The sequence below is a fragment of the Nonlabens sp. Asnod3-A02 genome, from assembly GCF_045063755.1.
Taxonomy (GTDB): domain Bacteria; phylum Bacteroidota; class Bacteroidia; order Flavobacteriales; family Flavobacteriaceae; genus Nonlabens; species Nonlabens xylanidelens.
In genome coordinates this window covers 607,795-622,213 of the sequence record NZ_JBEFOC010000008.1, presented here as the reverse complement: position 1 = coordinate 622,213, position 14,419 = coordinate 607,795, and the positions used below count along the sequence as shown (strand labels likewise).

The following is a 14,419-nucleotide window of genomic DNA, read 5'->3' as shown; positions in this document are numbered from 1 at the left end:
GAATTTAATGTTATTTATGCTTTCAAGTATAGAACAGACATCTTCAGCCTTTCCGACCAAAATTCGTTTCACTCATTTTGCCCACCTTTCCTTTTCTAAGGAAAGGAGTTTTTATTTAGTAAATAATTTATAAAATCTATCTCTATAATTGAGAAAGTTTATGAACCCAATTATTCAAAATCTCTTTACGAGAAAAGTGCTTTACAACATATTCTCTCGCTTCTTTTCCCATGGATTTTCTCAAATCAGGATCAAGTCGCCATTTTTCTAATTGATCTACTGCAGTTTGTACATCTGGTTTAGAAAAATAAAGTCCTGCATTTGCATTTTCCATTACTGTTTTTACTTCGCTTGCTTTGTTTCCAAGAATTAATGACGGTTTTTCACTCGCCATCATGCCTAACAATTTTGAGGGCATTACGGTATCTAGCACTTCTGTTTTTTGGAATAGAAAATGGGCATCTGCACTGCACAATAAATCTGATAAATCCTCAAAAGGAACTGGATCGTAAAAATCGATGTTTTCTTGTTGAATGCTTTCTTTTAATTGCTGGTATTTTGCTCCAGCACCTACAATTATAATCTCATAAGATTGTTGTGGTAACGCTTTCGCGAAAGCGAGAAAATAATCCCAATCCTGTTTATCACCGACGTTACCGCTATAAAGAAGTTTAAATTTATTACTTTTTAAGTAATCATGTTGCTTTGCCGTAGCTGGATTTACCTGACTCTCATCAATCCAGTTGGGTAAATAATAAGTAGGCTGGCTAGTTTTGGACTTTAACTTATCAATCATGTTATGACTGATCGTGCTTATAACATTTGCTTTATTGAAAATGCGACGTTCAATACCAAATAAAAAATTAAAAATAAACTTTTTACCACCACTAGAAAGTCCTGATTGCAATGCTGCGTCAAATTCAAAATCCTGAATATGAATCCAGTTTTGAGCCTTGTGTTTTCTAGCATGGTAATTACCTAACCAGGCGCTAGCTGTAAACGGCACGATAGAAATTACAAGGTCTGTATGCTTAATCTTTCTCAGGTTGAAGAAACTCCCTTTAGTAAAACTTAAAATATGAATTACACGCTTTAAAAAAGTAGGTTGTTCTGGAACGTACTGTTTGTAACGATACAATTTTGCTCCTTTATGATCTTCTTGAATGTAGTTAGGCCTATCTCGATATTCCTGAGCGATTTTCCATTGTGGATAATAAGGAAAGGCTGTAACAACGTTTACTTGCGCGCCAGTATCAATTAGTGCTTCTACCATTTGAGTAGAATACAAACCGATGGCAGTATCTTCTGGTGCATAGTTAAGACCTATGAATGTGATGTGTTTTTCTTTCAAGGTTATCTATCTTTTATCACTTGAGCTGGAGTGCCCAAACATATTTTACCAGATGGTAAATTTTTAAAAACACTACTGCGTGCGCCTACTAATGTGCCTCTGCCTATGGTAATCCCTGGAGCAACATAAACATCTGTAGCGATCCAGCATTGATCTTCTATAATTATTTTATGACCGTAAATATCAAAGTTTACAGCTTGTGGATCATGTGTTCCTGTGCAGATGTAAGATTTTTGAGAGATAACCACATGGTTTCCTATTTCTATTTCACCAAGACTATAAAGAACCACATCATCACCTATCCAGCTGTGATCTCCTATGCTTACTTTCCATGGAAACTGTGTTCTTACAGTAGGTCTAATAATGACGTTTTTACCAATTTTTGCTCCAAAAGCTTTTAATAAAAATCTACGCCAGCCATACATAAACTGCGGTGACCAAGCAAAAAGTGTATTTTGAACAAGCCACCATAATTGTACAGTAATCGCACCGCGACCACGGAAGTTGGGCGGTAATTGAAATTGGTCTAGCTGCTGGTAGTTTTTCAATATTGATTTGTTATGTTACAAATGTAAGTGATTGCTTAAGATTCTTTATATATCGCTTTGATGAAATGCTCCATTAAGATCCATTCTAGAACTCGTTTTCCATTATCATCAGGGTGGATTCCATCCCTTAATAGATCTTGTGGTTGAACTTGCTTATTCAAATCTAAAAACCGACGCCATTCTCCTCTTAAATCAATAAATCCAAAATTATATTCCATCGCGAGATCTTGCATTTTCAAGGATGTTCTATCTTCTAGATCAGTTAATTTTTTATTCTGTACCTCATCTTCAGGAAAAGAAAGGTGATGATTAAAAATGATCACGTCTCCATTAAAATTGTTTTTTAAGCCTTCAAAATACTCTTTTAGTTCACCAGTATCTGTGCCACCATAGGCATAGAAAAAAAGAAGATTTGCTGGTGAAGTGTAAATGTCTTCTTCAATAAATGGAAGTAATTGAGGAACTTGTATACCACCACGAGCAGTGTTTATAATCTCAAAATCTACATTAGGAAACTCATCTTTTAATTTGGACTTTACTCTTTTGTCATTAATCGTTTTAATAATAGACTGTCCATGAAACTGGATTTTAAATGATTTTTCTTCTCGTTAATCTTTTGTACTTAATAAAGCAGATCGTGTCGCATCGAGCTCTTGTGTTAAGCTCTGTGATGGTGAAATTTCAAACAACTGAAAATCCTCAGGCATAGAATCTGCACAGCCATGAAGTAACAAAACTAAAAGAGCTAAATACTTGAGGTATTTCATAGCATGGAGTTGTAAAGCGCTTCCCATTTAGGAAGATTAACTTTCCAAGAATACTGCTCTATGACAAAATTTCTTAGATTATTACCTCGATCATCACGTTGTGCTTCTGACCAGTTACTACTTTCTATTAAGACGTTTTTGAGTTCTTCAAAATTAGGATTGATTAAACTGCCGCCTCGATCATTCCACTCTTTTAACAATCCAGTCTGATAGGTAGTAATTACAGGAGTAGCCATCATCGCTGCTTCTAGATTTACCATTCCTACCACTTCAGAATAGCTGGGTGCAATAAATGCATGTGCATTTCTATACAATTGTTGCTTTTCTGCTCCTCTTACAGCTCCTAAAAATGAAATGCGAGCGTCTGTTTTTGCAAGTTCTTGTAATTGTAGGCTGTGGTCGTTTTCTGGACCAGCTATTTTTAATTCAAAATCTAAGTCTAGTAATGACTGAAATACGTTTATAAGAAGTTCTACGCCCTTTTTAGGGTGAATACGTCCTATGAATAAAAAGTAAGCCTTTGCGGTTTTTGAACGCGTTACAGGTTTCTCTATAGAAATAGCATTAGGAATACAGACTACTTCTGTTTTAGGAAATAATTGTTGCAGGTTCTTCTGCTCGTCTCGTGTTATGGCATGTATGTATCTCGCTTTCGCGAAAGCAGAACTAGCCAATATTTTAAAATACAATTTCTTTTTAAGTGCGCCTTCCTTCCACAACCATGGCTCGTACATACCGTGTGGACTTATTATGAACGGAATGTTTCTTTTTGCAGCAACTTTTGCAGCTGTATATTGAGCATGCATCCAGACACCATGTAGATGAAAAATAGAGTTTTCTGGAACTTCTGCAAGAAATTTTGTTAAACTGGAGGCGTGTAACCATGGTCCTTTTTTATCAAAAACTTTTACTTCACTATCGTCCACATCTGCTTCTGTGGCTAAAATCAGTGCTTCAGGAAACTTGCTATGAATATCTTTAACAACGGTGCGTACTCCACCACTCGCTCTAGAAATATCTTCTGTTATGTGAATCAGGTTTTTCAAAAGCTTATAATTTTATCAACCTTCTGAGGCCTTCTTTTTTCATAGTTATAATCTAGCATCAAAAATAAATTGATGAAAAAAGCAAAGAATAAAACACCATTTTCCCTTTCTAGTATGTTTTCAGAAAACATGACAACACAGTAAAAAAGTAGAATAGCTATGAAGAGATAATTTTTCCTTGAAAAGGCTCTTACAATATGGTATAATAGAAATGATGAGAAAAGAAGCAATCCTAAATATCCTACATAAAGAATAATCCCTGTATATTGATTATGAGAATTGTACCTATTATCTGCAAGAAATTTAGAATCTTCTTGATAGCAATTAATCAATTGATTTTTACCATCGCCTATTCCAAAACCGGTTATTCCAGCGTGTGGAATGACGCTAGAAACACATTTATAAATGGAGTACCTGATGTTAGTAGAATTAGTCATGGAAGCATCAGTATCTTGAACTTGTAACAACTCTGAGAAGCGTTCATTCACTTTAGGGTTGAAGATAATTACAGATACTAACCCTATTACACCAAGTCCAAAAACGATATATAACTTTATATTTTTGAACATTAAAACTAGATAAGCGGCAACTAGAATCAGTGCTATGATAGGACCTTTCTTGATCATTATTAATAGAAAAGCAATAAACACCAAATTCATAATAACTAAGACTAAAAGTTTTTTCCAGTTTAATCCTTTATGAACTAAGAAAAGAGAGAATATAATCGATACACATATGTGCATACTCAAATAAATAGGATGGATTTTCCATCCTGAAATATCTGATCTTATAATATTTACAAAATGCCGGATAACTTCATCAAAGCTATAATGTTGACTAAAAATAATGAAAGCTCCTATATTTAAAATGAGTGTAGCAATGATGTATAACCACATCAAATCATATCTTTTTGATAAAATATAGGTAATGGATCTCTTGCTCATACAGGCTATCACTAGAGGAAAAATAAGCAATGTAACTCCAGTAGATAATTTGCGCATACCATATGAAATGTCTTCTGTGTATGATAGACTTACTATATACATCAAAAATAAACTGGAATTAAGTAAGAAATAACCCCATTTAAACGGCTCTTTGTCCATAATCTTACTACAAACAGCTCCTATGGCATAAAAAGCAATGAACACAGGTCTTACTCCACGAGGAATTACGGGCATAAGAAACATAACCATAGTCAGGTAATATAATAACTGCGGTAATTTTGCTTTTAGCTTTTCTTTGAAACCCATACTTTCTGTTCAAAAATAAAATTAGATAGATTGATAATCATTTTAGGTATGACGTACAAACCTATTAAAGTTCCTATAAAGTAGGAATACCCATTTGTAAAATCTCCTCTTAGGAGGAATAACATATGCATTGCAAAATAGAAGGCTACGGCTTTTTTTAAATAATCAGAACTGTTTAACCATGTTAAGAAAAAAACTATGGAAATCGCTAAAATAAAAGCCATAAAAACAACCCCTAAAAGTCCAAAGTTCATATATCCTTCTGCCACTACTGGATTAGATAGATTTGCAAAGTAATAATCATATTTTTCAATTAAATGATCACCTACTATTATTCCTGAAGAATCTGGTTTTCCTTCCCAAATACTTCTCGGTATGAAAAATAACAAAGCGCTTAATAGCTGGAATCCGTAAAAAAGTCCATCTTCTTCTACTATTTCAATGACGATACCCATATTACAAAAAGCGTCGTAATTAAGCGACATAAAGCCCTTGCTTAAAGAACCTTTATCTATCACATTAGAAAATAAACTTGGGTTTTCAAGCATTTCTGAAATTCCATAATCCGAATGCGTAATAATCTGAGCCAAAGGGAAAAACACAATCATAATAACAAACAATGTTAAACTCATTTTTACATTGCTATTAAATAATCGTGGGAAAAACAAAAATAATAATAAGAGATAAATAGGTCCTAAAGCATTTCTTTTCTCTACTAATGGGTTTTTAAAGTATAATAATAATAATAACAGTATTCCTGTCAAAACCAAATTTATAATCCAAGTTTGCGTAGAAATCGCTTTTCGATCAAATACATATTTGCAAAGCACTATTCCAGCGAGAGGAATTATAAATAGAATCTTTTTTTGGATGAGTTGGGCACCTGGAGAAAAACTAGAGGGGATATACTCTGGCCTGGCAAGCTCTTCAATTATAAATGAAAAGGATATTGGAATAATTATGATCGAAATTAATATAATCAGTAAGATGTTCCTAAAGGACCTAATGACATTAGGTTCCAAAGGTTGATACAATACCTTTTTCTTCCTGATATAGCCTTTTGTTCCTACATAGAACAAAAAAAACGATGTATGGAAAATAGCGACTAAACCATTTGCCTTTAAGAATAGATGCTCTTTGTAAGGAAAGTAATGATCAAATATTCCATTTTCTAAAGGAGCAAGTATATTTGCCTGAGTGACAGGTGCTACTAAGAAAAAAAGAAAGCTAAAAACTATGTAGGCACTTAAGAAAGGACTGTAAGATTTTTCAATAAAAATATGGTAATATGTAATAAAAGTCAGTAATACTGCATTACCAAAAAACGCAAACCAGAGCTCAAGAGTAGCTTCAAAAGTTGCAAATAACAAAACCGTTATAAATAGATAAACAAATATGAATATATTTCTTAAAATCATTGGTGCAAGTTATGGCTAAGATAAAGATAAAACCTTCACCTTATCTCTATGTTTTAGAAATCTGTTTTAAATCTTTATAATAAAAATAGATCGCCATTAATAACATTACAAATTCAGTGCAAATCGCAGTTATCACTGTTCCTTGAAGTCCTAAATATGGCACTATTGAAAATCCTAAGGCGAGATTAAAAATGGTTCCTATGACCATCACATTCATTCTGTCTTTGAACAATTTCCTGGAAGGAGCGTAAAGATTAGTAAACAAAAGGGTTAGCCCAGTAAAAAAAGCAATCAATCCCATCCATTGTAATAAATTCACATTGTTATAAATTTCAGGATCTTTAAAAAGAAAATCAACAACCCAACCTCCTAAAAATACAATCCCTAGTAAACCTACTAAACCTATTGCCAATATTGATGGAATTAGCTTTTTCATCATTTTATTTTTCTGCAACAAATTTTTTCTAGACATGTAAGGATACATGGCTTGATAAAAAGGAAGATACATTTTTTTTGCAGCGATCATTAATCTATCAAAAGCACTAAATATTCCCACAACTGAATCTCCTACAAACAATCCCAAAACTAAACCATTAGCAGCAAATGTTAATTGAGATGAAATATCTGAAATGAATATTTGAAAGCTCTCTTTATAAAACTCTTTTGAGTCTTTGAAATTAGGCCATTGCCAGCTTACATAATTTAGACTAATGGTAAACATGGTAATTCCAGCTACCAAAAAACCTATGGAGTTAAAAAGTGGAACATAAGAATAATCTTCTGGAGAGGAAATAAAAACAAATAACAATACCGTAAATAGAATTTTTGCAACTGCATTTATGATAGTGAGAAGTTGCATTCTTTCTATTCCTTGAAAAAACCAGTCTGCTAGGATCGTCTGACCTATAACTACACCATAACTTAACAAATAAATATGCCATTCTACTCTAAATCTAGGTATAGCAAACACGAAAACGCACAACAATATAAATACAGCTATTAATAGAATCATTCTAGCCCAAAAAACTTTAAAATAAATGATAGAATAATCTCCTTTTCCCTCTTTAATTAAGGAAATTTCTCTGGTAGCGGTAGTACTAAAACCAAAATCTGCAAAAGCAATACAAAACGCCATTAAATATTGCGCTAGCATTACTAAGCCAAAACGCTCCAGCCCAAGATTACGTTCTAAAAATGGAATAATTAAGAAAGGTAGTATGTAATTAAGCGCTTGTAAAACTGTAAGAGCTCCATAGTTCTTAGCCACGGTTATTTCTTCTCCAGAAAGTTTTTTAGAAAGCTTACTCATGTAATGGTTGGGGTTACCTCTATAAACGCTAAAATAGCCTTTTTAGTGCGCTTACGAGTTCAAATAAGCCTCATACATCATCTCCACACCTTTTTCAAGGTCTATCTCATGCTTCCAGCCTAAATCATGTAGTTTTGAAACATCAGTAAGCTTGCGTGGAGTACCGTCTGGTTTTGAGCTGTCCCAATTGAGATTTCCTTGATAACCTACAGTAGATTTAATCATCTCAGCGAGGTCATTTATGGCTATATCTTCTCCTGTACCTATGTTAAGGTGCGTATTTCTTACTTCTTTATCATCACCTTTTACATGTGCAAAATCTTTGTTTTCCATAAGATAAACGCAGGCTTTTGCCATATCATGCGACCATAAGAATTCACGTTTAGGAGAACCGGTTCCCCATAGTGCGATGCCATTTTCTTTGATGCCGTGTTTTTGTAATTCCGCTTTCGCGAAAGCGAAACTATCACAACCTAAATCCTCCATTAAAGCTTGCTCATTTCCTTCCATAAGCAATTTACCTAGGTGCATTTTTCTAATCAATGCAGGAAGAACATGAGATTTTTCAAGATCAAAATTATCATTAGGTCCATATAAATTAGTAGGCATTACAGATATAAAATTGGTGCCGTACTGTAAATTATAACTCTCGCACATTTTAATACCAGCGATTTTGGCAACCGCATAAGGCTCGTTTGTGTATTCTAACGGTCCAGTAAGTAAACTGTCTTCTGGCATGGGTTGTGGCGCCATTTTAGGATATATACAGGTACTTCCTAAGAACAACAGCTTCTTCACTCCATTCAAATAACTGTGATGTATCACGTTATTCTGAATCATGAGGTTTTTATAAATAAAGTCTGCTCGGTAGGTATTATTAGCAATTATTCCACCTACACTGGCTGCTGCAAGAAACACATATTCTGGCTTTTCAATAGTGAAAAAATCGGCAGTGGCTTGTTGATTTGTTAGATCTAGTTCTTTGTGAGTGCGCAGGATAAAATTAGTGTAACCCAGTTCTTTTAACTCAGTTACAATAGCACTTCCTACTAGACCACGATGTCCAGCGACGTATATTTTAGAGTCTTTATTCATTTTTATTAGCTTACCTTAAAATCTTACTTGTTAACAAGAATTCTGATAATTTTTAAGAGAGAAACATGCCTGTGTCACACCCATCCCGACCTTCCCTCAAGGGAAGGAGTTTATTCAAAATAGTTATTGATGCGGTATCCGCCACTTTTTAAATATTCTTCTCGAGACATGAGGTGTAAATCACTCTCCATCATTTCATTCACTAATTCTTGAAGTGCGATTTCTGGAACCCAACCTAGTTTTTCTTTGGCCTTAGAAGGATCTCCTATCAATAAATCTACCTCTGTAGGACGGAAATATCGTGGATCTACTGCTACTACTTCCTGACCAATTTCTAATTGGTAGTCTGGATTTGAGCAGGATTTAATTGTTCCTTTTTCATCTACACCTACACCAGTAAATTCTAGTTCAATACCTATGTATTGAAAAGACATGCGTACAAAATCACGCACGCTGGTTGTAGTACCGGTTGCGATAACCCAATCCTCTGGTTGATTATGTTGCAAGATCATCCACATCATGCGTACATAATCCTTAGCATGACCCCAATCACGTTTGGCATCTAGATTTCCTAAATACAATTTATCTTGAAGTCCTTTTACTATTTTAGAAGTTGCACGAGTAATTTTTCTAGTTACAAATGTCTCACCACGTACTGGAGATTCATGGTTAAAAAGAATACCGTTACAAGCAAACATGCCGTAAGCCTCACGATAATTTACCGTTGCCCAATAGGCATACATTTTTGCTACTGCATATGGACTGCGTGGATAGAACGGTGTCGTTTCTGATTGTGGAATTTCTTGAACCTTACCATACAACTCTGACGTAGAGGCTTGGTAAACCTTCGTCTTTTTTTCCATCCCTAACAAACGCACCGATTCTAGAATACGTAAAGCTCCTATTCCGTCAGCATTTGCCGTGTATTCTGGCATTTCAAAAGAAACTTGAACGTGTGACATAGCCGCAAGGTTATAAATCTCGTCTGGTTGTGTTTCTTTGATGATTCTAGTCAGGTTAGTCGTGTCTGTTAAATCACCGTAGTGCAATTTAAACTTCACATCAGTCTCATGTGGGTCTTGATATAAATGATCAATACGATCTGTATTGAATAGAGAAGCACGACGTTTAATACCGTGTACTTCATATCCTTTTTTTAATAAAAACTCACTTAAATAAGCACCATCCTGACCGGTTACTCCAGTGATTAATGCTACTTTATGATTATTCTCAGACATATTCTAGTTGTAAATCTGTAAAAATACGGTTTCCTTAGGGATTGTAAATGCGCACCACCTCATGAAGTCCTTCCTCGACAGTAGGGATTTGATAATTAAAAACCTTGATCGTATTGCTACCATCAATAACGCTGTAAGTAGGGCGTTTTGCAGCGCTTTCGAAAGTAGTTACGGGATGAATGATTTTATCGAGATTTAATTTTTTATTTATCGCAACGGCAAATTCAAACCAGGTCATCGCACCTTGATTTGTAAAATGATAAACACCATACGTCTCTGGATCATTTTTAACGAGGTGTTTTATAAAAGAAGAAACATCAAGTGCGCTAGTAGGAGAACCTTTCTGAGAATCTACTATTTTGAGCTCTTTCATGTCTGTGCCAGCCATCCATTTAAAGAAGTTCTTTCCATGTGGTGCATACAACCACGATATTCTAAAAATATAGTGCTTACCATTAACCTGCGTGATGGATTTCTCACCTGCCAGTTTACTAGCGCCATAAACATTTATAGGATCTGTTTCTTGTAATGGTAAATAGGGCTGTGTTGCTGTTCCATTAAACACGTAATCTGTAGAAAAATGAATTAATGTAGCCTGATACTGATTTGCCACTTGTGCCATTTTTTGAACGGCAAGAGCATTTATTTTAAAAGCTTTTTCTTGATCCGTTTCTGCTAGGTCTACTGCTGTGTAAGCCGCGCAATTAATAATATAATCTGGCTTTATGCTTTTTACTATTTGATCTAGTTTAAAACTACAAGTAATATCTAAGTCTTTACTAGAATAACCATACAAATCGTGTCCTTGCAACGCACTTGTAATAGCTGTTCCTAACATGCCCGTTGCTCCTGTAATGATAATTTTTTTCAAGCTATGTGATTTTAATTGACCTACAGATTAAGAGGTGTTTTTATTTAATCCACGTATGGCAAAAACTTATAATGTGATAAATCCTAGTTTCTCATCCTTTTCAGAAAGAATAATATCTTCTTTAGGTAATTTCCAGTCTATATGAAGTTTTGGATCATCATAACGTATTCCATACTCTGTCTCTGGCTGGTACGTATTATCAATTTGATAATTTACGATAGCAGTTTCTGACAGTACAGAAAAGCCATGTAAAAAACCTCTAGGGACTAACAATTGTTTATTGTTTTCTCCTGTGAGTTCAATGGAAAAATGCTCTAAATAAGTAGGAGACTCTGGTCTAAAATCTACTGCAACATCTAGTATTTTACCCTGTATACAACGCACTAATTTTGCTTGTGCGGCGTCTCCTTTTTGTAAGTGTAAACCTCTAAGAACTCCATAAGTAGAGGTGCTCTCGTTTATGGTAATGAAAGGTTTCTGATTGGGTAACGCTTTCGCGAAAGCGAAACTATCAAAAGCAATACAGAATTTGCCACGAGCATCTGTAAAAACCGCAGGTTCTATAATTTTACAGTCTAATAATGGTGTATCAATTATATTCACTTGATGTTTTTCTTTTGATATTGATTTAAATACCTTATGATAATAGGTAATAACGCAGTAAGTAAACCTAAGCCTAAAAAGATAAAAGCAACCTTAAGCGTTAAATGCTCATTTTCAATAGTTCCTCTTTTAACATAGAAAGAACTGATATTTATCGTATTATCGATAGTATATTTTTCAATTCTTTCCTCTTTTAATCTCTCTAAAATAGAGGTTCTTTGATAATATAAGTCGTTAAAAGTGTTAGCGTTTTTTTCATTTCCCATATAAACATTTGTACTAGCAGTACTTTCTGTATTTGAGGATTTGATAGCTATTTGATAAGCTCCAATTAAAGAATCTATATTTGCTAACTGATATTCTAAGTTTTTAATATTGAAATTTACTGTTTCACCAGTAGATAATCGTAATCCTTTTATTACCGAATTATCTTTTACTTGAATCGCAAGTGGCGCAGTTTTATTTAAAGAAAATCTACTAGACCCTGAAATTAAGACCTTATAAAATTCATAGTCCATATCTCGTTTTGACTCCTTGAATCCCTCAAATGTAAAATTATCTAACGCCATGGTGTCTGCAGCTCGAGCGAGTTCATCATATTCCTTTAGCAATTCGGTATCGTTGAAATCAGGTTCTATCTCAAAGCTTTTCAATTTTGCAGCTTCAGAAGGAGTTATCCCTATCTCTTTGGCAAGAGCAACACTATCTTCCTGATCAGCCAAAGAGTTATAATATTCTAAATTAGAAATAAGCTGCGCTGCACTCCCAAAGTTAGGTTGTATCCTCATTTGTGCTGTAAAAATATTTTTAGATTGTCTACTTAGATAATTACCTAATCCAGCTCCTAAAACAAATAGAATACCTAATAGAATAATATTGTTTTTAATAAAGATTAAAAACAATATTAAAAAATGCCCTAACCCTTTAAAAAAACCTCCTATAGCATTAAATAGGTTTTTAAAACCGTTGCTTATCCAGACAAATACTGGTACTAGATCTACTTCTTGTTCTTGGTTATTATTAGGCTGGTTATCCATGAATTTTGTATTGTATAGTTTTCAAATATAATTGAAGTATAGCAATTATAAAGGCGCGATGTTTAAAGTAAGTTTATAGATCTTCTAATTGATCTATTTCTTGCTCTTCTACTTCTTCTACTTTGATACTATTTTCCATGATTTGCTCAAGAATTTTTTCAGTAATCACATATACTGGCTTTACACCTATTAAACCTAGTCCACCACTAGCTAGTGTATGTCCTGTTTTTAATGGGTTATCACTTGCATAATAGGCATATCTTACTTTTACCTTTTTGCGTATGCTGCGTCTTACTTTAGATGCTGCCTGTATGGCTTTTTGATAATGTGCACCTTCCATTTCTAGGCCTATTACTCTCCAACTAGAATTATAGAAGAATTCTAAAAGGTCTTTATTTTGTAACGATGTTCCTAAAACGGTAACCATAGAACCGGTTACTACTTTAATATCCTCACATTCTAGATCTTTTTTAGACAGTCGGTTCTTAAACGGATAATTATCTGCAGTACCTTCAAATACGTGAGCATCTGGCACCATGATATCACCCTTATCACCTTCTAGAATACCTGCTTTACCCATTACATTAATGGAGTGCATATTCATCTGGTGTATTTTACCCTGGTCATCTTTAAATGGCTTAAGTAACTCATCCATAGTTTCATATGCTTGCTCGCCAAAGGCATAATCCATTACGATAAGAACTGGTTTTGTATCAGTATCGCTATTGCGAAAGCGTGCATCGCAAAAACCTATGTTATCAAAATCACAGGCTGCTAGATCAAAAATTTGCACATCGATATTAGTACCACTAGTATCTTTGAGCTCTGTCATACCATTTGCTAGAGCATGCTTCTTAATAAGATCACGGTTTTTCTTACCGCTATCGTTACTCAAGTCTGCAAAGATTTCCATGCGACTCTTTTTGGCCATTTGAGCAGCAAGTGCCTTAGGTCCATAAAGCGAGTTCATAACACTGTGCAGGTTTGCGCTAATAATGTGCAATGGTCTATCAAAAAGCCCTTTTTCTACTAGGTGTTCTTTAATGCGATATGCCCATCTATCTCCATGAATATGGTGACCTAATCGCTCTCTTAGTACAGGAGAAAAAGTTACTAGTCTTTTTTCTTCGTCTAAGATTTCTTGTTTTGCTAGTCTACCTAGGTGATATATGACACTTAAGAAACGGTTAGGGTTTTCTTTAGTAGCAAAATCTGGATATACAGATTTCACCTCGTCAAAGGTTCTGCCTAAAATGTTTGCTACATGAGTGATAGCAACTTCTTTCTCTTCTTGAGTTAATTTTTTCTTTGAAATAGCATTTTCTAAGCATTTCCAGTCTCTAGATGTATTACCGTTATCACCTACTATAACTTGTTTCATGATCTTGTGGGACTCGATCATTAAAAATGTAAGGTGCGTAAGAATATCATAGATTTCAGAACGTCCACGAGTCACCTCTATGTTCATTTGCTCGCGATCTATGCGATAGCAATTGCGACGTCTCTTAGAAGGAATAATAGCTTTAAAATGAGAACCTTCATAACCTTCATCACTAGTCAGATTGATGTAAGTACATTCTTCTATACCTACTGGTAATCTATCCATTACGTATAGTAAACCACTCAGTTCTATCTTTTCTTCGGCGATGGAACCATAAATTTCTGGTCTTAGTGTAAGAAGAGATTCTCTTAACGATTCACCACTTACACCCATAGGTTTATAAAAGCCTCTATTAAATAGATGTCGCATTGTGATATAAATGCGCTCTATGGCGTTAGTACTTTCTTGAGCTCTGGTACGTGGTTCTACGTTAATTATTGGCATATATGTTATTTCGTAGCAAAGGTAAGTTTTCTTGTAGGCAATTTACGATTTAATCCAAATT

The 14,419-nt window shown here is 34.4% G+C and carries 14 protein-coding genes; all 14 read right to left on the bottom strand.

Annotation, left to right across the window (positions count from 1 at the left end; all coding sequences use genetic code 11):
* Positions 1–142: 142 nt before the first annotated feature.
* The 14 genes from ACJJVN_RS12815 to ACJJVN_RS12750 all read right to left on the bottom strand — a co-directional run bounded on the left by ACJJVN_RS12815 (position 143) and on the right by ACJJVN_RS12750 (position 14,358).
* Positions 143–1,351, bottom strand: a complete 1,209-nt coding sequence (locus ACJJVN_RS12815) for a WcaI family glycosyltransferase (RefSeq protein ID WP_405378531.1) — start codon at positions 1,349–1,351, stop codon at positions 143–145.
* 2 nt (positions 1,352–1,353) lie between these two features.
* Positions 1,354–1,899: a putative colanic acid biosynthesis acetyltransferase gene (locus ACJJVN_RS12810; RefSeq protein ID WP_405378529.1), complete on the bottom strand. Its 546-nt coding sequence runs from the start codon at positions 1,897–1,899 to the stop codon at positions 1,354–1,356.
* A gap of 35 nt (positions 1,900–1,934) precedes the next feature.
* The gene (locus tag ACJJVN_RS12805; RefSeq protein WP_405378527.1) at positions 1,935–2,222 is read right to left on the bottom strand and encodes a hypothetical protein; all 288 of its coding nucleotides are present in this window, start codon (positions 2,220–2,222) and stop codon (positions 1,935–1,937) included.
* A gap of 285 nt (positions 2,223–2,507) precedes the next feature.
* On the bottom strand, positions 2,508–2,666 hold the full coding sequence (locus ACJJVN_RS12800) for a hypothetical protein (RefSeq protein WP_405378525.1): 159 nt from the start codon (positions 2,664–2,666) through the stop codon (positions 2,508–2,510).
* A complete protein-coding gene (locus ACJJVN_RS12795; RefSeq protein ID WP_405378523.1) occupies positions 2,663–3,712 on the bottom strand; it encodes a glycosyltransferase in 1,050 nt (349 codons plus the stop codon). Before ACJJVN_RS12795 ends, ACJJVN_RS12800 begins: the two co-directional genes overlap by 4 nt.
* The gene (locus ACJJVN_RS12790; RefSeq protein ID WP_405378521.1) at positions 3,709–4,962 is read right to left on the bottom strand and encodes an O-antigen ligase family protein; all 1,254 of its coding nucleotides are present in this window, start codon (positions 4,960–4,962) and stop codon (positions 3,709–3,711) included. The genes ACJJVN_RS12795 and ACJJVN_RS12790 overlap by 4 nt, the downstream gene beginning before the upstream one ends.
* Entirely contained in the window at positions 4,941–6,380 is a 1,440-nt protein-coding gene (locus ACJJVN_RS12785) for an O-antigen polysaccharide polymerase Wzy (RefSeq protein ID WP_405378519.1), read from the bottom strand. Before ACJJVN_RS12785 ends, ACJJVN_RS12790 begins: the two co-directional genes overlap by 22 nt.
* Positions 6,381–6,426: 46 nt before the next feature.
* Positions 6,427–7,689 (bottom strand): oligosaccharide flippase family protein, encoded by a 1,263-nt coding sequence (locus ACJJVN_RS12780; RefSeq protein WP_405378517.1) that lies wholly within the window; start codon positions 7,687–7,689, stop codon positions 6,427–6,429.
* 51 nt (positions 7,690–7,740) lie between these two features.
* On the bottom strand, positions 7,741–8,784 hold the full coding sequence (locus tag ACJJVN_RS12775; protein ID WP_405378515.1) for a GDP-L-fucose synthase family protein: 1,044 nt from the start codon (positions 8,782–8,784) through the stop codon (positions 7,741–7,743).
* A gap of 110 nt (positions 8,785–8,894) precedes the next feature.
* Entirely contained in the window at positions 8,895–10,022 is a 1,128-nt protein-coding gene (gene gmd, locus ACJJVN_RS12770; protein ID WP_405378513.1) for a GDP-mannose 4,6-dehydratase, read from the bottom strand.
* Positions 10,023–10,056: 34 nt separating this feature from the next.
* Complete coding sequence (gene rfbD / locus ACJJVN_RS12765) at positions 10,057–10,893, bottom strand: dTDP-4-dehydrorhamnose reductase (protein ID WP_405378511.1); 837 nt, start codon at positions 10,891–10,893, stop codon at positions 10,057–10,059.
* A 66-nt stretch (positions 10,894–10,959) separates the two neighbouring features.
* Positions 10,960–11,496, bottom strand: a complete 537-nt coding sequence (gene rfbC / locus ACJJVN_RS12760; RefSeq protein WP_405370097.1) for a dTDP-4-dehydrorhamnose 3,5-epimerase — start codon at positions 11,494–11,496, stop codon at positions 10,960–10,962.
* The gene (locus ACJJVN_RS12755) at positions 11,493–12,533 is read right to left on the bottom strand and encodes a hypothetical protein (RefSeq protein ID WP_405378509.1); all 1,041 of its coding nucleotides are present in this window, start codon (positions 12,531–12,533) and stop codon (positions 11,493–11,495) included. The genes rfbC and ACJJVN_RS12755 overlap by 4 nt, the downstream gene beginning before the upstream one ends.
* A gap of 73 nt (positions 12,534–12,606) precedes the next feature.
* Positions 12,607–14,358 (bottom strand): DUF6909 family protein, encoded by a 1,752-nt coding sequence (locus ACJJVN_RS12750; RefSeq protein WP_405378507.1) that lies wholly within the window; start codon positions 14,356–14,358, stop codon positions 12,607–12,609.
* Between the last annotated feature and the right edge of the window lie 61 nt (positions 14,359–14,419).